The organism is Vibrio sp. GJ43-1 (genome assembly GCF_055808835.1).
Window position 1 is genome coordinate 3111602 of the sequence record NZ_CM147884.1, and the last position, 21759, is coordinate 3133360.

The window sequence follows — 21759 nt, forward strand, 5'->3', positions numbered from 1 at the left end:
TTAAAATACTCTCGCTAACGTAGAGTAAAATAATAAAGGCGAGTAGGTTCAATCCCACTCACCCTTTAATTTTACGTCTGCATAATCTAGCCAAATCTTACTTAACGTTTACAGTAAGTTAGATCAAATAGACTATCTAGCGCTTATAGCAAGCCGTTATTCTGTTTCTTCAGAAAACACGACCAAACGCTTTGGTGCAACTTTGCCATTACTGTCAATGGTTGCGACACCAATGAACAACTTCTCGTCACCACTCGTCATACGCACTGTGCCTTCAGATGGTGCTCCAGAGACTTGCACTGGCATACCGTGCTGAACAAGATCGGTCAGTTCCGCATTCATGTTCACTTCCGGTAAGTCTTCAACCGCCGTATCCATTGGCATAAGCAGTGGATCAAGAAGTTCTCTAGGAGCAATCTCTTCGCGCTCAGCTTGTACTAATAGCTCGTTGAGCTGCTCCAGCGTCACCATCTTCTCGTAGGGGTACTTTGCAACCCCTGTGCGACGCAAGTAAGTCACGTGCGCACCACAATCTAGCATTTCGCCAAGATCATCGGTAATGGTTCGAATGTAAGTCCCTTTTGAACAATGGACTTCCATTTCAATCTCATCGCCTTCAAAACGCAATAGTTCGATGGAATACACCGTGATTTTGCGAGACTCACGCGGAACCTCAACACCTTCACGGGCATACTCATAGAGCGGGCGACCTTGATACTTCAATGCTGAGAACATAGAAGGAACCTGATCGGTTTCGCCTTTAAAGCTAGCGACACATCGTTCAAGCTGCTCTTGCGTTACGTTCACTTCACGAGTTTCAACGACTTCACCGTCAGAATCAGACGTATTAGTACGCTCACCCAGCTTGGCTTTCACAACATAACGTTTGTCTGAATCCAATAAGAACTGAGAAAACTTCGTGGCTTCACCTAAGCAAATTGGCAGCATGCCTGTCGCTAAAGGATCAAGCGCACCAGTATGACCAGCTTTTTGAGCAAAGTAGAGTCGCTTAACTTTTTGCAACGCATCGTTTGACGAAATCCCGGTTGGCTTATCTAGCAAGATAACCCCATGAACAGGACGACCTTTACGACGACGAGCCATTACTCTTCGTCCTCGCGACCTGCTTCTTTTTGTTTACGCTTGTCATCACTCAACACTTCGCTCACGAGGTTAGACATACGCATACCCTCAACCAATGTGTTGTCGTATGTAAAGCGAACTTCAGGCGTTAGACGGTGACGAATACGCTTACCAAGCGCCATACGAACTGGCACTTCATGCTCTTTAAGAGCCGCCAAGCATGATTCTGGTGTTTGCTCACCGACACAAAGGAAAGTGACAAATACTTTGGCATAAGCAAGGTCACGTGACACTTCTACATCAGAAATTGTCACCATGCCAATGCGAGAGTCACGAACTTCACGCTGTAAGATCAGCGCCAATTCTTTTTGCAATTGCTGCGACACGCGTTGCGTGCGGCTAAATTCTTTTGACATTTCTTTTCTCACTATAGGAAAAATGGGGGGCTTGCGCCCCCCATGGTGTATTTAACAACCATTACTACTAATTTAAAAAGTCAGCAGCGATTTTGTCAATTAATCTAGAGTACGTTTAATCTCAACGATTTCGAATACTTCGATTTGGTCGCCTACGCGAACATCGTTGTAGTTCTTAACGCCGATACCACACTCGTAGCCGTTCTTAACTTCTTGAACGTCGTCTTTGAAGCGGCGTAGAGATTCTAGCTCACCTTCGTAGATTACAACGTTATCGCGAAGAACGCGGATTGGGTTGTTACGCTTAATCGTACCTTCAGTCACCATACAACCAGCAATCGCGCCAAGTTTAGGAGACTTAAATACGTCACGTACTTCTGCAAGACCAATGATTTCTTGCTTGAATTCAGGAGCAAGCATACCGCCCATTGCCTGTTTCACTTCGTCAATCAATTGGTAAATGATTGAGTAGTAGCGAAGATCTAGGTTTTCATTCTCAATCGCACGGCGAGCAGAAGCATCAGCACGTACGTTAAAGCCTAGGATAATCGCGTTTGAAGCAGCAGCAAGTGATGCGTCAGTTTCCGTGATACCACCAACACCAGAACCTACGATGTTCACTTTTACTTCTTCAGTAGAAAGCTTCAATAGTGAGTCTGCGATAGCTTCAACAGAACCTTGAACGTCTGCTTTAAGTACTACGTTTAGCTCAGCAACGTCACCAGCAGTCATGTTAGAGAACATGTTTTCTAGTTTCGCTTTCTGTTGACGAGCAAGTTTCACGTCACGGAATTTACCTTGACGATAGTTCGCTACTTCACGAGCTTTACGCTCATCACGAACAACCGTTGCTTCATCACCAGATGACGGCACGCCAGAAAGACCTAAGATCTCAACTGGGATAGACGGACCCGCTTCAAAGACTTCTTTACCAATCTCATCACGCATCGCACGTACACGGCCGTATTCTTGACCACAAAGAACGATATCGCCTTTGCGAAGTGTACCTGACTGAACTAGTACCGTTGCAACTGGACCACGACCTTTATCAAGGAAGGATTCAACAACAACACCAGAAGCCATGCCATCAGCAACCGCTGTTAGCTCTAGAACTTCAGATTGAAGTAGAATGGCTTCTAGAAGACCGTCGATGTTTGTACCCTGTTTTGCAGAGATGTGAACGAAGATGTTCTCACCGCCCCACTCTTCAGGAATAACGTCGTATTGAGCAAGCTCATTCTTAACGTTATCTGGGTTTGCACCCTCTTTATCAATTTTGTTTACTGCGATAATCAAAGGTACGCCAGCCGCTTTCGCGTGTTGGATAGCTTCAACAGTCTGTGGCATTACGCCATCATCTGCAGCAACAACTAGAACAACGATATCTGTCGCTTGAGCACCACGAGCACGCATTGCAGTAAATGCTGCGTGTCCAGGAGTATCAAGGAAGGTAATCATACCGTTTTCAGTTTCTACGTGGTATGCACCGATGTGCTGAGTAATACCACCCGCTTCGCCTGACGCTACGTGCGTACGACGAATGTAGTCAAGTGTTGATGTCTTACCGTGGTCAACGTGACCCATGATAGTCACAACTGGAGCACGAGATACGGCTTCAGACGTTGCATCACGATCAGATAGTACCGCTTCTTCAAGTTCGTTTTCTTTACGAAGCACCACTTTGTGACCCATTTCTTCAGCAACAAGCGCTGCTGTTTCTTGGTCAATCACTTGGTTGATTGTCGCCATTGCACCCATTTTCATCATTACTTTGATGACTTCGGTGCCTTTTACTGACATCTTTTGTGCCAGTTCAGAAACAACAATCGTTTCGCCAATAACAACATCTTGCTTAGCAACGGTTGCAGACTTATCAAAGCCATGTTGCATTGAGCTAGGTTTCGCCAACTTGCCTTTACGACCACGTTGGTTACGACCACCACGGCCACCGCGAGAATCATCACGATCTTGCGTTGATTTCTTTTTACGACGACGAGGGGTTTTCTCTTCGCTACGATCTTGAGCATCTTCCGCTTCACGAGCGTAAGTTGAAGTCGTTACGTGATAGTCACCTTTCTCGCTTTCTTTCGACTTCTTCTCTTGCTCAGACCAGCGCTCAGCATTCTCTTCAGCTAGCTTCTTCGCTTCTTCCGCGAGACGAGCGGCTTCCGCTTCAGCCTTGCGTTGTGCCTCTTGTTCTTGACGGCGCTTCAACTCGTCAGCTTCTTTTTTCGCTTCAGCATTCTTTGCGTTCATTTGTTTCTTGGCCTTTTCCGCTTCGTCGCGCTTTTGATCTGTTGAATCTGCATTGCGTTTTTCATCAGCTTTACGGTTAGCAGTTTCCTCTGCTGCACGTTTTTCTTCAGCTTCTCGCTTTGCTTTCTCTTCAGCTTCGCGCTGTGCTTTCTCTGCAGCGTCACGTTTGGCTAGCTCTTCGGCTTCACGTTGTGCACGTTCTTCCGCCTCGCGTGTTGCTGCTTCCTCAGCTTCACGTTTCTCTTGCTCGTCAATAGCGCTGCGCTTTACATAAGTACGCTTTTTACGTACTTCGATTTGTACATCTTTGCTCTTACCACCACCTGACGCAACAGATAGCGTACTACGTGTTTTACGTTGTAGCGTTAGTCGCGTTGGTTCTGATTCGCCAGATGTATCACCATGTTCTTTTTTCAGGTGTGTAAGAAGCGTTTGCTTCTCATCATCATTGACCTGATCACTTTCTGATTTTTTAAGACCAGCATCAGCAAGTTGTTCAATTAGGCGTTCAACTGGCGTACCAATTTCTTCGCTAAGTGCTTTAACCGTAAGTTTTGTCATGCAACTACCTCCTTGCTGATTATTATTCTTCGTCGCCGAACCAACAAATGTTACGTGCAGCCATGATAAGTTCACCTAGCACGCTCTTCCGTTAATCCTTCGATACCCTCAAGCTCGTCGACACCTTGGTCAGCAAGATCTTCAAGAGTGGCTACACCTTTAGCAGCCAGTTTAAATGCCATTTCACGCTCAAGACCTTCCAATGCAAGTAAGTCTTCAGCTGGCTCAACGCCTTCAAATGATTCTTCTTGTGCAAGAGCCATTGTTGTTAGTGCGTCTTTAGCACGGCCACGAAGTTCTTCAATGATTTCTTCGTTCAGGCCATCGATGTCTAGAAGCTCGTTCACTGGCACGTACGCCACTTCTTCTAGAGTCGAGAAGCCTTCTTCTACTAGCATCTGTGCGAAATCTTCTTCAATATCAAGATATTTCATGAAGTTTTCAATTGAAGCAGACGCTTCTTCTTGGTGTTTCTTCTGTAGATCAGCAACTGTCATTACATTCAGTTCCCAACCAGTCAGTTGAGAAGCAAGGCGAACGTTTTGACCGTTACGACCAATCGCTTGTGCTAGGTTATCGGCTTCAACCGCGATATCCATTGCATGAGCGTCTTCATCAACAATGATTGAAGCAACATCTGCTGGTGCCATTGCATTGATAACGAATTGTGCTGGGTTATCATCCCAAAGCACGATATCAATACGTTCACCACCAAGCTCACCAGAAACGGCTTGTACACGTGCACCACGCATACCAACACACGCACCTACAGGGTCGATACGACGGTCGTTTGTTTTCACTGCGATCTTAGCACGAGAGCCTGGATCGCGAGCGGCTGCTTTCAGTTCGATTAGCTCTTCCGCGATTTCTGGCACTTCAACACGGAATAGTTCTGCTAGCATTTCAGGCTTAGAGCGAGTAATGAATAGTTGGAAACCACGCGCTTCAGGGCGAACAGCGTAAAGCAAACCACGAACTCGGTCACCTGGACGGAAGTTTTCACGTGGCAGTTGGTCATCACGCAGGATAACGGCTTCAGCGTTGTTACCTAGATCAAGAATGATCGTTTCACGAGTCACTTTCTTAACAACACCAGTAACTAAGTCACCTTCGTTATCAATGAATTGCTCAACAATTTGAGCGCGCTCAGCTTCACGAACTTTTTGTACGATAACTTGTTTCGCAGTTTGAGTCGTAATACGGTCAAACGTTACCGATTCAATTTCATCTTCAACGTAGTCGCCGATTTGAACAGATTCGTCTTCAAATTGTGCTGCTTCAATTGAGATTTCGGTGGTTGGCGTTTCTACTTCAGCAACGGCCATCCAACGACGGTAAGTCACAAACTCACCTGTTTTACGATCAATTTCAACGCGAACTTCAATTTCTAGTTCGTGCTTCTTCTTCGTTGAAGTTGCTAGCGCTGTTTCTAACGCTTCGAAAATACGCTCACGAGGTACCGCTTTCTCGTTAGAAACCGCCTCAACTACCGCTAAAATTTCTTTACTCATTTATCTAGCCTCTAAGCTTTCTTTTTTAGGGACCTAAAATTTAGGAATCAGGTTAGCTTTAGAAATGTTGCTAAGCACCATTTCTTCTTCGTTACCATCAGCAAGGATTGTGATGTTTTCGCCATCAACAGATTGGATAGTGCCTTTCCACTTACGACGGTTACCCACAGCCATTTTGAGAACGATGTTGACCTCGTGACCAATGAATTGTACGTAGTGTGCTGCTTTAAACAGTGGACGTTCAAGACCTGGTGAAGACACCTCTAGGTTGTAAGCCACCGTAATGGGATCTTCGACGTCCATCACTGCACTTGTTTGACGACTCACTTCTGCGCAATCATCAACGGTGATACCATTTTCATGGTCGATATACATACGAAGCGTTGAATGCTCACCAGCACGGATGAACTCTAAACCAACCAATTCGTAACCTAAAGCTTCAACCGGAGCTTCAAGTAATTCTGTAAGTTGTCTTTCTAAACCAGTCATTTAACCACTCCAGAAACAAAAAAAGGGCTTAAAGCCCAATTTAAATTCCAAGCACACATACCTGAACTTTAAAAAGCTCAGATAACAAAAAACCCCGAAAAAGTCGGGGTTTTTTGTTGCTGGACCCTGATGCATTAAGGATAAGCAATAAATGATAAACTTAAAAAATTATTCATTTATTTCCTTAATGTGCAGTGATTTTTTCACACTGCTAAACTTGCAATCCATCAACACTTAGAAAGTATTGGTTGCGGGGGCCGGATTTGAACCGACGACCTTTCGGGTTATGAGCCCGACGAGCTACCAAACTGCTCCACCCCGCGTCCGACTTGCTGTGCATTATACGCTCAACAAACTGTATTACAAGTTTATAAATAATGGTGCCGAGAGAGGGACTCGAACCCTCACACCATAAGGCACTAGCACCTCATGCTAGCGTGTCTACCAATTTCACCATCTCGGCTTAAGCTGTTCGCTTATTGAGGAATTTCGTCGCTTGATTTAGCTGGAATTTCACTCACAGTATTATCAGCTTGCTGTTCAATAACTTGACCTTGTGAAGGGTCAACCCATTGAGACTCGCCTTTGTGGGTATACATGTTACCCAACACTAAGCTAATAACAAAGAATACAATTGCAAAAATTGCAGTCATTCGGGTTAGAAAATTTCCTGAGCCGCTAGCACCAAACACTGTGTTTGACGCGCCAGCACCGAATGAGGCTCCCATGTCTGCGCCTTTACCTTGTTGAATCAACACTAGGCCAATAACACCAAGCGCCGCCAACAGGTAAATCACAAGTAGAACTTGAATCATATGTCCACCTATGTTCCTAATTGTTGAGCCAGCGCTGCTTTCTTCATAATGGTAAAGTATTCACCATATTTAGAAAACCTGGCTATGACCTCCTAAGAGAAGGCGGTGGCAATACTAACGAATGCCGCACTGACTGACAAGATAAAAATAAGAAAAACCGTAGCTTTAGAGCCTAAATGCTCAAAAAAGGGGCAAATAGGCTCATTTCAATAAAAACTCACGATACCGATTGACTATAATAAACAGAAATCAATCCCATTATTCCTAGTGCTCGTACCCATCGGTTGTGATTAGCAACTCGCTTTAACAGCATCGGCAATATACTGCGCCGATTGATTCACTAAAGCATCGTCTTCGCCTTCCACCATGACACGAAGCAAAGGCTCCGTACCTGATTTACGTAAAAGCACTCGACCTTTATCACCTAATTCACTTTCTACTTTTAACACAGCTTGCTTAACGGCATTAGCTTCGAGTGGATTAGCATCACCACTAAATCTTACGTTGATAAGTACTTGAGGATAAAGTGTCATGCCACTTGCTAGTTCATTGAGTGTCATTTTCGAACCAACAACTGAGGCTAACACTTGTAAACCAGCAACAATCGCATCACCTGTGGTCACTTTATCAAGCAAAATGACATGACCTGAGTTTTCTGCACCAATTCTCCAGCCCTTTTCTAGCAATTGCTCCATAACATAGCGATCACCGACAGCTGCACGCACAAATGGGATACCTAGCTGCTTCAATCCGTTTTCCATACCAAGGTTAGTCATTAATGTTCCAACAACACCACCTTTAAGCTCGCCGCGACGTAATGCATCTCGAGCGATGATATAAGCAATTTGGTCGCCATCGACTTTATTGCCTAAGTGATCAACCATGATAATACGGTCACCATCACCATCAAACGCAAGACCAAGTACCGCCTGCTCTTCTAATACACGAGCTTGCAATGCCGCGACATCGGTTGCACCAACTTTATCGTTAATGTTAGTACCATCCGGTTCAGCGCCCATCACAATCAAGTCTGCACCTAGTTCACTAAAGACCGCTGGCGCAATTTTGTATGTGGCACCGTGTGCACAGTCGATAACAATTTTCACGCCTGATAAATCTAAGTCGTGCGGAAAAGTACTTTTACAAAACTCAATATAACGCCCTGCCGCGTCATTCAAACGACTTGCTTTACCTAATTGCGCAGATTCGACACATTCAATGTCTTTGTCGAGTTCAGCTTCAATAGCAAGCTCAATCGCATCAGGAAGCTTTGTCCCTTCGGAAGAAAAGAATTTAATGCCATTATCATAGTACGGGTTGTGAGAGGCAGAGATAACAATCCCCGCCTCGGCACGGAACGTTTGCGTCAAATACGCCACGGCAGGAGTCGGCAATGGGCTGCAGAAAATTGCTTTTAGCCCCGCCGCCGATAAACCAGCCTCTAATGCTGATTCCAGCATATAACCAGAAATACGGGTGTCTTTGCCAATAATGACTTTTTTTGTGCCTTGCTTTGCAAGAACACGACCTGCAGCCCAGCCAAGCTTTAGTACAAAATCAGGGGTGATTGGATATTGTCCTACCTTACCGCGTACACCATCAGTACCAAAATAACGTCGTTGTGACATGTGATTTCCTTTTTCTATTTTTATATATTGTTCTGCATCATCTCAACAATAGCCATTGCTTCGATGGTTTCTTTTGTATCGTGCACCCGAATAATTTGCGCCCCTTTTTGTGCAGCAAGTATTGCGCAGGTGACACTTCCGACCATGCAATCATGCCGGTTTTTTATCGAGTAATTTAAATATCATCGATTTTCGCGACATCCCCGCCAGCACAGGTAAACCAAACTGATGAAATTTATCGAGATGGGCCAATAAGTGGTAATTGTGCTCAAGAGTTTTACCAAAACCGAACCCAGGGTCAAGAATCAGCTGTTCTCTTGAAATGCCGACACTTTCACAAGCTTTAATCCTTTCGTCCAAAAAATCCTGTATATCCTTAAGCAGATCATGATACGTCGGTGCGTGTTGCATGGTTCTCGGTTGACCTTGCATATGCATAAGACAAATAGGCACATTAGCCGCTGCTGCTACCTCTAGTGCTCCGGGCTCTTGTAGTGCCCGCACGTCATTGATGATATCAGCACCAGCTTCAATAGCTTGCTTCATAACTTCAGCTTTACTGGTATCAATTGAAATCCAAACATCATGATGTTGACGAATAGCCTGGATAACCGGAATAACACGTGACAACTCTTCACTTAGCGTAACGTCAGGCGCGCCCGGCCGTGTGGATTCACCACCGACATCAATAATAGTCACACCAGCTTGGATCATTGCTGCTGCTTGCTCAAGCGCATTATCAATCGAGTTGAACTTACCGCCATCTGAGAAAGAGTCAGGCGTCACGTTGAGGATGCCCATAATTTGCGGACGATCTAAATGAAGGGTTTTATTATTAGCATTTAATAACATGGCAATAAATCGTGGCTGTATAAACGAAAAAAGCCCCGAGAAATCCTCGGGGCTTAATAATTAAAGACTACTCAGAATCTTTTTTTGAGGATGCTGTTGAACTGTTATCGTCAACCTCTTCAGCGTTAGTCTCTGCTGCTTTAGTTTCGGCAGTTTCAGGCTCTGGTGTTGCCTCTGCTTTCGCAGGCTCACTCTTAGCTTCTGATTTTGAAGCGTCTTGAGTGTTGGCTTGGTCACCCCAACCAGCTGGTTCACGAATGGTCTCTTTGCGTTCCATCAAGTCATCAATTTGACCCGCATCGATGGTTTCATATTTCATGAGCGCATCTTTCATTGCATGCATCAAATCCATGTTGTCTTCAAGGATCTGCTTAGCTCGATCGTAGTTACGGTCAATTAATACGCGAATTTCTTCATCGATTAATCGAGTCGTTTCGTCAGAAACATGCTTCGCTTGACTCATGCCGCGACCTAGGAAAACTTCACCTTCTTCTTCAGCATAAAGAAGTGGACCAAGTTTTTCAGAGAAGCCCCACTGCGTCACCATCTTACGAGCGATATCTGTTGCTCGTTCGATATCGTTTGATGCACCAGTGGAAACATTGTCTTTACCGTAAATAAGCTCTTCTGCTAGTCGACCACCATACAAACTAGAAATCATAGACTCTAGATGCTGACGAGACATACTGACGCGATCTTGTTCTGGCAAGTACATAGTTACACCGAGCGCTCGACCCCGTGGAATGATTGACACTTTGTATACTGGATCATGCTCTGGTACTAAACGACCTACAATTGCGTGACCCGCTTCGTGATACGCAGTTGAAGCCTTCGTCTCTTCAGACATCACCATAGAGCGGCGCTCCGCACCCATCATGATCTTATCTTTAGCAAGTTCAAACTCCACCATAGATACATTGCGCTTGTTACCACGCGCAGCAAATAGTGCAGCTTCGTTAACCAAGTTAGCAAGGTCGGCACCAGAGAAACCTGGTGTACCACGTGCAATCAATGATGGCTCAACGTCTGATGCTAGAGGGACTTTACGCATGTGAACTTTCAAAATCTGTTCACGACCACGAACATCAGGTAGACCAACCACAACTTGACGGTCGAAACGACCAGGACGAAGCAGTGCAGGATCAAGTACGTCAGGACGGTTAGTTGCTGCGATAACGATAATACCTTCGTTACCTTCAAAGCCATCCATTTCAACTAGCATTTGGTTAAGGGTCTGCTCACGCTCATCGTGACCACCACCTACACTCAGCGCCACGCTGACGGCCAACGGCATCGATTTCATCGATAAAGATGATACATGGTGCCGCTTTCTTCGCTTGTTCGAACATGTCACGCACACGAGATGCACCAACACCCACAAACATTTCTACAAAGTCAGAACCTGAAATTGTGAAAAACGGCACTTTCGCCTCACCCGCAATGGCTTTTGCAAGCAAGGTTTTACCCGTACCAGGAGGACCGACTAAAAGAATACCCGTTGGGATTTTACCACCGAGTTTTTGGAATCGGCTTGGGTCACGTAAGTAATCCACCAGCTCTTTCACGTCTTCTTTTGCTTCGTCACAGCCTGCAACGTCAGAAAACATCGTTTTGATTTGCTCTTCACTCATCATTCGAGCTTTGCTCTTACCAAACGACATGGCACCTTTGCCACCGCCGCCTTGCATTTGACGCATGAAGAAAATCCAAACACCAATAAGAAGAATCATTGGGAACCACGAAATAAAGATAGTGCCTAATAGGCTCTGCTCTTCTGGCGGTGTACCTGAAACTTTTACGTTTTGGTTGATAAGGTCATCAAGAAGTTTTTGATCATAAACAAGCATGTAAGTCACAAAGCGACTACCGCCACGGCGAGTAAAGGTTATCTCGCTGTCTTTAAACTGCGCTTCTTGAATCTGGCCATTGCCAACTTCCTGTACGAACGTGGTGTAATCTACCGCTCGACCATTGCTCTCGCCAGGTCCAAAGCTTTGGAATACCGACATCAACACAACGGCGATGACTAACCACAAAATTAAATTCTTTGCCATGTCACTCAAGGTGTCAGTCCTCGATAACTAATTGTAATTAAAGGTAGGGTACTACAGTTTTTCAGCTGTAGCTACAATGTTAATTTTCTCTTTGTAAACTAATGTTCAGCCTTTGTATCCATTAGCTACAATAAATACCTCACGAGAGCGAGCTCTAGATGAGTCCGGTTTGCGAATCTTCACAACTTTGAACATTTCGCGCACTTCTTTTACGTACTGATCAAACCCTTCGCCCTGAAACACTTTGACGACAAAACTGCCTCCAGGAGCCAAGGCTTGTCTACACATATCTAATGCTAGTTCAACAAGATACATTGCTCTAGGTTGATCAACAGATAAATTTCCAGCCATGTTTGGTGCCATATCTGACATCACAACATCGACCATATCTGGTTGTATTTTTTCCAACAGTGCATCCAGTACCGCTTCATCTCTAAAGTCACCCTGTAAAAAACTGACTCCAGCAATCGAATCCATCGGCAATAAGTCACAAGCAATGACCTGTCCTTCGTCACCGACAACTTTAGCGGCATACTGTGACCAACCTCCAGGTGCTGCACCCAAATCGACCACAGTCATTCCAGGTTTCAGTAACTTATCTTTGTTTTGAATCTCTTCAATTTTAAAGATAGCACGAGATCGATACCCTTTTCTTCTGGCTTCATTCGCATATTTATCATCAAAATGCTCCTTCAACCAACGGCCTGAACTGGCCGAGTGTTTTTGCTTACTCATTCAAAATCCAACGTAACAAGGGCAAACCCTTAGAATAAAGTATAGTCTTCGTCATTAGATGGCGTTAAAATACGACTTTTCAACCCTAACACTAAATAAATTTGGCCGCGTTATGAACTTAAGCACGAAACAAAAACAGCACCTAAAAGGCCTAGCACACGCACTGAAACCCGTTGTGCTTCTAGGCGCAAATGGACTAACAGAGGCTGTTCTAGCGGAAATCGAAATCGCTCTTGACCACCACGAACTAATTAAAGTTAAAGTGGCTTCGGAAGACCGTGAAACTAAGCTATTGATTGTTGATGCGATTATCCGTGAGACAAAAGCAGAAAAAGTACAAGTTATCGGTAAGACACTTGTTCTTTATCGCCAATCAGAGCAAAAGAAAATCGAATTACCTCGTAAGTAACGAGTACTCTATTCGTCACATTGTTGAAACATTTCGTTTCAACTTAAAAAGGTCGTGTAATGCGGCCTTTTTTGACCGTGGCGAAAACATCTTACTCACTAATGGTATGCACGAACCGTACACACCAACGATACAACGTATAAAAAAAGCCGCGCAACGCGACTTTTTATCATAAGTGAAGATTTAGATGTATGCGACTTTGTCGATATCAAAATCTTTTTGACCACCTGGCGTTGTGATCGTCACTTCATCACCTTCCATTTTGCCAATCAAACCACGTGCAATTGGAGAACTGACCGAAATACGACCCGCTTTAATATCCGCCTCATCATCACCAACGATCTGATACGTCTTTTCTTCGTCAGTATCAACATCAATCAAGGTAACGGTAGTACCGAAGATGATTTTTCCATTGTTATCCATTTTTGTCACATCAATCACTTGTGCGACAGAAAGCTTGTATTCGATGTCACGAATCTGAGCTTCGCAAATACCTTGCTCTTCACGCGCGGCATGGTATTCAGCATTTTCTTTTAAATCACCAAGCTCACGCGCTTCCGCTATTGCTTGAGAAATAAGAGGACGAAGTTTAAGTAGTCGCTCTAGTTCTTCACGTAATTTAAGCTCACCGCGAGCGGTCATTGGAACCTTTTCCATTTTAACAACCTCTTTTCCAAATTTTACTTTGGACAAAAAAACCCTACTCAAACAAAGCTTGAGTACAATTTAAAAATAACTGGATTAAGCCTAGTGTAATCAATCTATGGATACAAATCATCGAAATTCATAACTTGATGCGATGTTGTATCTGTATTGAACTTTAACCTACTGACTTTATAACAATGAGATCACGTCAACATGCCTGATTAGGCACCTAACAGCCAATCAATATAACGCAGAAATCTCTGTTGCTGCAAGTTCAACAGAAACAGAAACGTTCGGGATCGTGCACAGTTTTTTTGTTCAACATATGGCGACTCGGCTATCTAAGTAAATTTAACCCAAAGTTTCTTAATTAGCGCTTTATCTCAGGAATATTGGTTGCTAGCCTACAGCAACCCCCCTTAAGACTGACTCAACGGTTATGACCATCAAGCACACGCTAGTCGCACTTACTTTGTCTATTGTTTCACCACTCATCTATGCCGCTGATGTCAGTACATTACTCCCTGCGGGGAGCCGCGCGAGTGTTTACCTAGACTCTATCGAACAAACGTCTTCACCTTTGATCAACCAACACACTCAAGATTACTTTCCACCAGCTAGCACACTGAAGGTCGTCACCGCCCTAGCAGCAAAGCTCTCCCTTGGCGATGAGTTTCGTTTCAAAACAACGCTCTCTACAGCAGGAAATGACGTCATCATTCGCTACTCTGGAGACCCATCATTTTCAAGGAAAGATCTCCGTGCCATGCTACGCAAAGTAAAAGCATCCACGGGAAGTAAGATCCATTCTGTCTGGCTCGATAACCGCGCCTTTTCTGGCTACAACCGCGCGGTGGGGTGGCCTTGGGACATATTAGGTGTGTGCTACAGTGCTCCCGCATCGGCAATCACACTAGACGGAAATTGCGTCCAAGGCGCGCTGTATACCAATAACGATGGAACGACACGCATCCATATCCCTGCGCATCAACCCATAGTAGCAATGTCAACCGCCCGCAGCGTGACCAAGCAACAACAACAAGACCAGCATTGCGATCTTGAGCTGAGAACCACACCTGAGAATCGTTATTCCCTTGATGGCTGTGTGGTACAACGTCAGTCTCCTCTGCCACTAAATTTTTCGGTCTCCTCTCCGGCTACATTTACTCAAGCCGTCATTCGAGATGAAATGGATAAACTTGGCGTGACGATCACGGGTAGTATCAGCATTGGCGCACCCGAAAATACCGAATTCATTGAACGAGTGAGCCACCAATCCGCGCCTTTACCTGAACTACTCGCCACGATGCTGCGTGATTCCAATAACCTTTACGCTGATAACATCCTTAAAACGATTGGGGCAACACACTTCAAACAACCGGGATCTTTTAATAACGGGACCGCTGCTGTAAAAGCGATTTTAAAGCAACAAGCCAATATTGATATCGACAGTGCGGTATTAGAAGATGGCTCAGGACTTTCACGTAACAATCGCGTTACGGCTACGCAAATGGCCGATGTGCTCCATTATGTCTATCGCCACGACGCCACTCTCGATCTGATTACTTTGTTACCGATATCCGGCAATAATGGCACCTTGAAGTACCGTCAAAGTATGAGAAAGCCGCCAATTAAAGGCGCGCTATCCGCGAAAAGCGGGTCTTTATTCGGAACCTACAACATGATGGGCTACGGGCTTAACTCCCAAGGCAAGGTAGAAACTATTTTCGTGCAACTGGTAACCGATTACCATTTGGACAAATCACAGGCAGCGAAACCCGTGATATCACCATTGACCAATTTTGAGCAAACCTTGTATCAGCAGATCATCGATTATAGTAACGCTCTAGAGCGCTCAAACAACAAAGCACAGCCGTAGCTGTGCTTTGTTGTTCACTGGGTTATTGGTTTGCTGGATTATGATTTACTGATTGCTCATTGTACGACGCGTTACGCTAACCCTAGGAAGTAGTTCACAACCGTAAAATAAATCCACATACCAGATATATCCACAATGGAAGCCAATACTGGACTCACTAGCACCGCTGGGTCCAAGCGAAATACTCGCGCAATAATCGGCAACACGCCACCAAGCGTGGTAGAAATCGTCACCTGAATAAATAATGCCACCGCAATCGACAATGCAATGGTATTTAAATCAAAGCCATTTCCGGCATCGGGGTGGCTAAACAATAAAATTCTGGCCACCATGACTAAAGCCACTGCAGACGCAAGGCAAATAGCGACTCGGCTCTCTTTCCAAAGCACATCTAACCACTGCCGCTTTCTCAACTCACCAGTTGCCAAAGCACGTATCACCAACGTTGCTGCCTGTGTTCCAGTATTTCCACCCGCAGCAGCGATAACAGGCATGTACACCGCCAGTAATACTAGCTGGCTGAGTATATCTTCATACTGGGCAATAATAAGCCCGGAGACAATCCCCATTAAAGCAAGAGTTATAATCCAGCCAATACGCTGTTTAACGTGCTCTAGCACTCCCGTCGTTAAATACCCTTGTGTGGTTTCTGCTTCTGAGTGAATAAAACCAAGTTGGTGGGCGAAATGTCGTGCCCGTTTATCATGCCCCTGTAAATCTAGCTGTTGAATCAGGTGTTGGACTTGTCCAAACGCACAGTGTTGCAACACGCCTACCGCCTCATCAATTGGCATTACTGTCAATAAATTGAGTTGCTGATCGTCGTCGTACTGCAAGAAAGCTTTGGTTGCCGCACTGATCTCTTCTTCTGAGAAACGAGGCGTGTTTTCAATATAAGTGTTGCTCATTACCGTCATGGCGAATCTCCCGATTAGCGTTGGTAACGACCATCAATTGTCACAAATATCCGCCTACCAAACTCGGTTGGCATTCATTTGCACAATAGTAGAAAAGGAGAAAAATAAGAAAGGAATATAGATAAATAGCCTCCCACCTTGACGGCAGGAACGAAGATCGCAAAATACCGAAAAAGTGTTACTTTTCTCCTTTGATACTAGGAGGATGGTCGGTATTGTTCATAGGTATCTCCGAAAAAGCTATCGACTCGATAGCGGCGCTAGAATACCAAAAACACTCACTGAGTAAAGCCCCTTTTCTCTGTTGAAACTAATTTTTACCTTTCTTAACTATTTAGCGATTTATCATGTGTCTTATTTTCTCTCGTGTGCTTGCAATTTCTTTGTTGAGCGTGTTGTTACTCGCTGGGTGTAACTCAAAAAAATCGTCTCCGGCCGCACAACCAAAGCCACCAGTTACCGATTGTAAAGTGAACTGGCAAACTGAATTCCAACACCTCAATCGCACATGGCAACGCTCTCGCTATGATCACAATTGCAGTGAAGTGAACACTAACTTCCCCAATATAAAAGCCGATCAAACCGCGAACCAGTCACTGAACTACCAAAACATTTTTGACCGAGAAAGAGAGCTCTACGGCTATAACCCACGTTTTATTCCAGGTCGCCCCTACTTTGATGCTAACAATCTTCCTTGGATGATTGTCAATAATATGAATCAGTTCAATCGCGGGGACGATCAACCGGGTCATCATCAAGACCCGATTACCTTAGAGAAAACCGGGAAGCCGCTGCACGCACTCACCTATGATGATCGTGTCTATTCATCGCTATATCCTAGTGGTACCGAGTGTACTGATTGCGACTCTCACCTAGTGCGACTAACGGCGAATGGGGAGTGGGTTTCCATTTCTTTAAGAGGGTTAGAGCAAGAGTTTGGTTTTAGACAAAATGCCGATGGGCTTGACGGCTATCGCTACCGCTATATTGAACAGGTATATTTCCGAGACAATGGCGATGTCTTTTTTAAGCTCGATCATGGCGTTGTTCGTTACCAAGCCGCAACCAATACATGGCAAGGTTACTCACAGCACTGGATCGCGCAAACCGAAATGGTTGGCAACGGACAGGACGCCCCTTTATTTGTCCGTTCCAAAGACAGCACCTACACCATCTTACGCTTGGTCGAACAAGGGAATGATGCGCTCGAGTGGCAACAAGAAACCTTAACGCTACCGCTATCACTTGGTCTATACCGAGGTAGTCATCCGATTGTATGGGAAGGCAATACGCTTCATATCGCGGCTATTAGCTTTGAAAGCGATGACAATAACCGACAGTCGTACAATACTGGGCAATACTATGTCCGCTACCAATTAGGTAGTGAAGCGGCAGATGTGCTGTTTATGGGCTGGAGTGGCTCAACGTCACAAGCGACGCCTGACTCACATAACCAACCGATTATTCTTATCGATAGTCACAAGCGTTTGCACTACATTTCTGGGGCGCACAATCATCAGATTTGGCATCGCTACTCTCTGCAACCAGTCACCGATACAGATTGGAACAGCGATCATAACCTATGGGGGAATACGGTAGAGGCGAATGATAAATTTTCCACTGGACCTAATGAAGCATTTGGTCGATACCCAGAAGATAAACCTCTTTCCGATACTGTAAATTATGTAGGGCAACCTTATGGGCGCTACACCTACATCCACGCAGCCTTAACAAACAACGATGATATCTACTTAGCGATGAGAAACACCGCGCCAAATACAGTGGCACCACAAGGCTATCGTTTAGAGTGGGTTAAAGGCTCGTTAGAAGATTCTGGAGAATACCAATGGCAAGACCAAGGCGTAGTGGTGATGCCAAACTGGCAGCAGTATTCAAACTACACCCAGAAGCTGCATCAAGATAAGCGCGGTAATCTATTTTTACTCTATACCTATGAGATTCAAAACTTCAAAGAAAGCACTTGGTTCAACACGCAAGCACGAAGTTCATATAGCAATGCTGAAGAGTGCGCGCTGGCCACATCAAGCCAGGATTGTATCAACGCCTATCAAGTACATTATCAGCGTTGGCCCAATGAAGAGCTGGCAGGTAACTCCAACCGATATAGTCAAGCTTATCAACACGATCCAGTGTTGCTTGTCAGCTCTGATAACGGACAGACTTGGCAACCCGCCACCACCGCAGGGTTTATAGCAAACAAAACACCATAAAAGTTCGGCCTAGTTGTCACTCTAATCGGTCATCGACTAGGCCATAATTCTGGTGAGCTCCCGGTCTGCTACTCCTCTTTGAGAGAATGGGCTTCCATGTCAATGTTAAAGTGCTTTTTTACTTGTTCCGCGTAGCGATCGTCGAAGGGGGCCTCAATACTCACCACGCTATCACCTTGGGTGATTTTTAGTGTGTTATCGAGCAAAGTAATCATTCCATTTTCGATAGGAAGCGCCGCTATTGTCGCCGATGTAAATACCGAGTGTTGACTGGTTGACGTATAGTGATTGCCACATTCGATGTCCCCCTGACACACAAAGGAAAGATCGAGGCTATATAAATCGAACCATTCATTATCACGCTTAACTTGTAACATAAAGCCATAGCGCTCTTCTGCAATAAACCGAAACGTTTGATAATCAATATGCTGCTCTTGCCCTACTTCAAGTAATAAAGGCTGCCTAGGCGTCTGAGAGCCAAAGCCAGCATCAACAATCCAGCGTTGGTCGTTCAATGTGATTAAAGAAACCTGATGCGTTCTACCCGACGGCTCACCAGAAAGGTGAACACGTGCGAGCAATGCCCTGCCATCAAAACCAACCGCTTGTAATACATGGAGCAATAAACCGTTCACTTCAAAGCAATAGCCGCCCCGTTCACTTAAAACTAACTTCTCGAAAAGGTTATCTAGCCCCAAACGAATCGCACGTCCAGCGGCAACATCAAAGTTCTCAAACGGTATCCTACGATGTTGACACTTGTGCAGCTTACGCAAACCGTCTAGATCGACAGTGATGGGACAAGCAACACCTAGCTTAGAGAGATATTGATTAAGTTGGATTGACGTCATCATTGTTGGCTTCCCTAACCAGTAAAATGCGAATAGCTCATTGGTGATTGCTGATTGATACTACGCGGATACAAAAAAACGCTCAAATATGACGTCACTTTCCCTTGCTAACTCACTTAGCGGTAAGAGTGATTCATACTCAAGCGTTTACGTTCGCCGTTCTACATTCAGATAGGCTAAACGCCCTATTGAACGCGTCTTAACACCACTTTTAGCGCTTCGAAATCATTGTTCAGATCTTCAGATAACAATTCCATTGCTGCATGCTTTGCAAGGGGAGCTGGCAGTTCAATATCAGTGCCTAGAATGTCATCAACGACTTCTTTAAATTTTGCCGGATGCGCGGTACACAAGAATAGTTGCAGTCTCACCCTCTTGCAGTTGCTCATCTAGAACGCGATACGCGATCGCACCATGTGGCTCGCACAGGTAACCTAATGTATTGAGTTCACGTACTGACGCAGCACTTTGCTCATCAGTCACTGCGCCTTTGCCTAGCGTATCAAGCCCCCAGCCTTTCAGCTGACATAGCTCTTCAATACGTGGCCAGTTATTCGGCTGACTCACATCCATGGCATTAGATGTTGTCGCCACGGTCGGTTTAGGATCCCACTGCCCCGTTTCTAGGTAACGTGGTACGGTATCATTGGCGTTGGTTGCCGCAATAAAGCGTTTAATTGGCAGACCCAGTGCTTTGGCAAGCAAACCCGCGGTCAAGTTACCAAAGTTACCACTTGGCACTGAGATAACCAGGTTTTCACGCTGTGCTTTGCTTAGCTGTGACGCCGCTTCAAAGTAGTAACAAATCTGCGCCATTAATCGGCTAATGTTGATTGAGTTTGCCGAGTTAAGACCAATTTCTTTTCGCAACTCCGCATCATCAAAGGCTTGCTTCACTAACGCCTGACAGGCATCAAAATCGCCATCAATCGCCACGGTGTGGATGTTTTTACCTAGCGTGCAAAATAGCTTCTCTTGCAGTGGGCTGATTTTCCCTTTTGGATACAAAATGACGACATTAATGTCTTCCATACCATAAAAAGCATGAGCAACAGCAGCGCCAGTATCACCAGACGTTGCCGTTAAGATCGTGATTTTTCCGCCATCCGATACCGCAGCAAGGGAGTTAGCCATAAAGCGGCCACCAAAATCTTTAAACGCTAGCGTCGGGCCGTGAAAAAGCTCTAACGCATACACGCCCTCTTTCACTTCTTTGATTGGTGCAGAGAATTGGAACGCGGCATCCACCATTTCCGTCACTTTCTCTTTTGGAAGCTCATCCCCAATCAGTGCCGAGAGAATTTTTGCGCTGCGGGATACAAAATCTTCCGCTAATAGCGCATCGATATCCTCAAACTTTGGTAGTTCAGAGGGAAAGAATAGCCCTTGGTTACGGCCTAGCCCTTGACGGACGGCCTGACCAAAAGAGACTTGTTCATCGTTTTCTTTGATATTGTAAAGCTTCATTGCTCACTTCCTGTTACTTTCGAGCCTTGCTTGTCCAAACGACAAACATGCACGAATCCTTCGTTATTCTGTACGTAATTTTCTTCTAACCATCGAGCAACGCGCTCTGCCACGTCTTTTTCTTTGCAGATACTAAACAGCGTTGGTCCACTACCGGAGATACTCGGTTGCTAACGCACCCGCCGCCTTTGCATACTCTCTTGCTTGGCTAAAGCCAGGTAGCAATTTGGCGCGATAGGGTTCAGCGATCACATCTTTGATCATCTTCGCGGCTAATTCAGGCTGACCAGAGTGGCACGCATGAATGAAGCCAGCAAGATGACGACCATGGGCGATGATATCTTGTCGACGATATTGAGAAGGTAAAATTTCTCTTGCTTCCGCCGTCGAAACTTTGATTCCTGGATACGCCATGACCCAGTACCAATCATCAAAACAAGGGACCTCTTGGCTAATAATACCAAGCTCTTCAAGCATCAGTTGCACGCCGCCTAGATAGCAAGGTGCCACATTGTCATAATGGATACCACCAGAAATTTGCCCTTCCATTTCACCCATTAGAGCGAGCAGGGCCATTTCATCCAGTGGATTACCATGATATTGATTGAGCGCGTCCAATGCAGCCACAATAGAGCAAGCACTTGAGCCTAGCCCTGAGCCAATTGGCATGTTCTTTTCAAGCGTCATATGAATCGGCTTAAGTGGTACGCCTTTTTTATCTAGCTCTCTAGCAAACACTTTCCAACAATCATAAACAATATTTTCTTGTGGATCGGATGGTAACTTATCGACAAATCGGCCTTTCGTTGTGAGCTCGAAAGCGACATCACTGGCTTTAATTTCCACACAATCACCCAGTAATGTGCCATCAATAGGCGACACTGCTGCCCCTAACACATCAAAACCAACGCTCACGTTGCCGATAGACGCGGGAGCATAAACCACGACTTTTTGACTCAT

The 21759-nt window shown here is 45.1% G+C and carries 13 protein-coding genes, 2 tRNA genes and 5 pseudogenes; 3 read left to right on the plus strand and 17 right to left on the minus strand.

What is annotated here, in order from left to right; genetic code table 11:
• Positions 1-156: 156 nt before the first annotated feature.
• The 12 genes and pseudogenes from truB to rlmE form a co-directional block, all read right to left on the minus strand.
• Positions 157-1104, minus strand: coding sequence for a tRNA pseudouridine(55) synthase TruB (gene truB, locus AC0L66_RS14805; protein WP_473567817.1), 948 nt, complete (start codon positions 1102-1104; stop codon positions 157-159).
• On the minus strand, positions 1104-1499 hold the full coding sequence (rbfA, locus tag AC0L66_RS14810) for a 30S ribosome-binding factor RbfA (protein ID WP_265673716.1): 396 nt from the start codon (positions 1497-1499) through the stop codon (positions 1104-1106). Before rbfA ends, truB begins: the two co-directional genes overlap by 1 nt.
• A 99-nt stretch (positions 1500-1598) precedes the next feature.
• Positions 1599-4316 carry a translation initiation factor IF-2 gene (gene infB / locus AC0L66_RS14815; protein WP_265673715.1) on the minus strand — a complete coding sequence of 906 codons (2718 nt, stop codon included), beginning with the start codon at positions 4314-4316 and terminating at the stop codon, positions 1599-1601.
• A gap of 22 nt (positions 4317-4338) precedes the next feature.
• Positions 4339-5827: pseudogene (gene nusA, locus AC0L66_RS14820) on the minus strand (transcription termination factor NusA).
• Positions 5828-5860: 33 nt separating this feature from the next.
• Positions 5861-6316: a ribosome maturation factor RimP gene (gene rimP, locus AC0L66_RS14825; protein WP_250615706.1), complete on the minus strand. Its 456-nt coding sequence runs from the start codon at positions 6314-6316 to the stop codon at positions 5861-5863.
• Positions 6317-6561: 245 nt separating this feature from the next.
• Positions 6562-6639 (minus strand) — tRNA-Met (locus tag AC0L66_RS14830).
• A gap of 55 nt (positions 6640-6694) precedes the next feature.
• Positions 6695-6779, minus strand: a tRNA-Leu gene (locus AC0L66_RS14835).
• 13 nt (positions 6780-6792) lie between these two features.
• Positions 6793-7131 carry a preprotein translocase subunit SecG gene (secG, locus tag AC0L66_RS14840; protein WP_250615707.1) on the minus strand — a complete coding sequence of 113 codons (339 nt, stop codon included), beginning with the start codon at positions 7129-7131 and terminating at the stop codon, positions 6793-6795.
• Positions 7132-7421: 290 nt separating this feature from the next.
• Positions 7422-8759 (minus strand): phosphoglucosamine mutase, encoded by a 1338-nt coding sequence (gene glmM / locus AC0L66_RS14845; protein ID WP_473567819.1) that lies wholly within the window; start codon positions 8757-8759, stop codon positions 7422-7424.
• 20 nt (positions 8760-8779) lie between these two features.
• Positions 8780-9611 (minus strand): annotated as a pseudogene (gene folP / locus AC0L66_RS14850) (dihydropteroate synthase).
• A gap of 67 nt (positions 9612-9678) precedes the next feature.
• Positions 9679-11665, minus strand: a pseudogene (gene ftsH / locus AC0L66_RS14855) (ATP-dependent zinc metalloprotease FtsH).
• A gap of 105 nt (positions 11666-11770) precedes the next feature.
• Entirely contained in the window at positions 11771-12400 is a 630-nt protein-coding gene (gene rlmE / locus AC0L66_RS14860) for a 23S rRNA (uridine(2552)-2'-O)-methyltransferase RlmE (protein WP_265673710.1), read from the minus strand.
• Between the two features lie 112 nt (positions 12401-12512).
• Between rlmE and yhbY the strand changes: the two genes are divergently transcribed.
• Positions 12513-12809, plus strand: coding sequence for a ribosome assembly RNA-binding protein YhbY (gene yhbY / locus AC0L66_RS14865; RefSeq protein ID WP_250615712.1), 297 nt, complete (start codon positions 12513-12515; stop codon positions 12807-12809).
• Positions 12810-12992: 183 nt separating this feature from the next.
• On the opposite strand, the gene greA is transcribed toward yhbY, so the two are convergent.
• Entirely contained in the window at positions 12993-13466 is a 474-nt protein-coding gene (greA, locus tag AC0L66_RS14870; protein ID WP_265673709.1) for a transcription elongation factor GreA, read from the minus strand.
• Between the two features lie 427 nt (positions 13467-13893).
• Between greA and dacB the strand changes: the two genes are divergently transcribed.
• Positions 13894-15333 (plus strand): serine-type D-Ala-D-Ala carboxypeptidase, encoded by a 1440-nt coding sequence (dacB, locus tag AC0L66_RS14875; RefSeq protein ID WP_473567821.1) that lies wholly within the window; start codon positions 13894-13896, stop codon positions 15331-15333.
• Positions 15334-15404: 71 nt separating this feature from the next.
• On the opposite strand, the gene AC0L66_RS14880 is transcribed toward dacB, so the two are convergent.
• Positions 15405-16250 (minus strand): magnesium transporter, encoded by an 846-nt coding sequence (locus AC0L66_RS14880; RefSeq protein ID WP_265673707.1) that lies wholly within the window; start codon positions 16248-16250, stop codon positions 15405-15407.
• Positions 16251-16720: 470 nt separating this feature from the next.
• On the opposite strand from AC0L66_RS14880, the gene AC0L66_RS14885 reads away from it, so the two are divergent.
• The gene (locus AC0L66_RS14885; RefSeq protein WP_473567824.1) at positions 16721-18481 is read left to right on the plus strand and encodes a hypothetical protein; all 1761 of its coding nucleotides are present in this window, start codon (positions 16721-16723) and stop codon (positions 18479-18481) included.
• Positions 18482-18549: 68 nt separating this feature from the next.
• Here the strand turns inward: AC0L66_RS14885 and AC0L66_RS14890 are convergent, their stop codons facing one another.
• From AC0L66_RS14890 to thrB, 3 genes and pseudogenes are all read right to left on the minus strand, one after another.
• On the minus strand, positions 18550-19332 hold the full coding sequence (locus AC0L66_RS14890; RefSeq protein WP_473569272.1) for an arylamine N-acetyltransferase family protein: 783 nt from the start codon (positions 19330-19332) through the stop codon (positions 18550-18552).
• A gap of 185 nt (positions 19333-19517) precedes the next feature.
• A pseudogene (thrC, locus tag AC0L66_RS14895) lies at positions 19518-20799 on the minus strand (threonine synthase).
• Positions 20796-21759: pseudogene (gene thrB, locus AC0L66_RS14900) on the minus strand (homoserine kinase). Before thrB ends, thrC begins: the two co-directional pseudogenes overlap by 4 nt.

Coding starts and splice junctions, on each gene's coding strand:
- truB (WP_473567817.1), bottom strand. CDS start 1,104: ATGGCTCGTCGTCGTAAAGGTCGTCCTGTTCATGGGGTTATCTTGCTA.
- rbfA (WP_265673716.1), bottom strand. CDS start 1,499: ATGTCAAAAGAATTTAGCCGCACGCAACGCGTGTCGCAGCAATTGCAA.
- infB (WP_265673715.1), bottom strand. CDS start 4,316: ATGACAAAACTTACGGTTAAAGCACTTAGCGAAGAAATTGGTACGCCA.
- rimP (WP_250615706.1), bottom strand. CDS start 6,316: ATGACTGGTTTAGAAAGACAACTTACAGAATTACTTGAAGCTCCGGTT.
- secG (WP_250615707.1), bottom strand. CDS start 7,131: ATGATTCAAGTTCTACTTGTGATTTACCTGTTGGCGGCGCTTGGTGTT.
- glmM (WP_473567819.1), bottom strand. CDS start 8,759: ATGTCACAACGACGTTATTTTGGTACTGATGGTGTACGCGGTAAGGTA.
- rlmE (WP_265673710.1), bottom strand. CDS start 12,400: ATGAGTAAGCAAAAACACTCGGCCAGTTCAGGCCGTTGGTTGAAGGAG.
- yhbY (WP_250615712.1), top strand. CDS start 12,513: ATGAACTTAAGCACGAAACAAAAACAGCACCTAAAAGGCCTAGCACAC.
- greA (WP_265673709.1), bottom strand. CDS start 13,466: ATGGAAAAGGTTCCAATGACCGCTCGCGGTGAGCTTAAATTACGTGAA.
- dacB (WP_473567821.1), top strand. CDS start 13,894: ATGACCATCAAGCACACGCTAGTCGCACTTACTTTGTCTATTGTTTCA.
- AC0L66_RS14880 (WP_265673707.1), bottom strand. CDS start 16,250: ATGACGGTAATGAGCAACACTTATATTGAAAACACGCCTCGTTTCTCA.
- AC0L66_RS14890 (WP_473569272.1), bottom strand. CDS start 19,332: ATGACGTCAATCCAACTTAATCAATATCTCTCTAAGCTAGGTGTTGCT.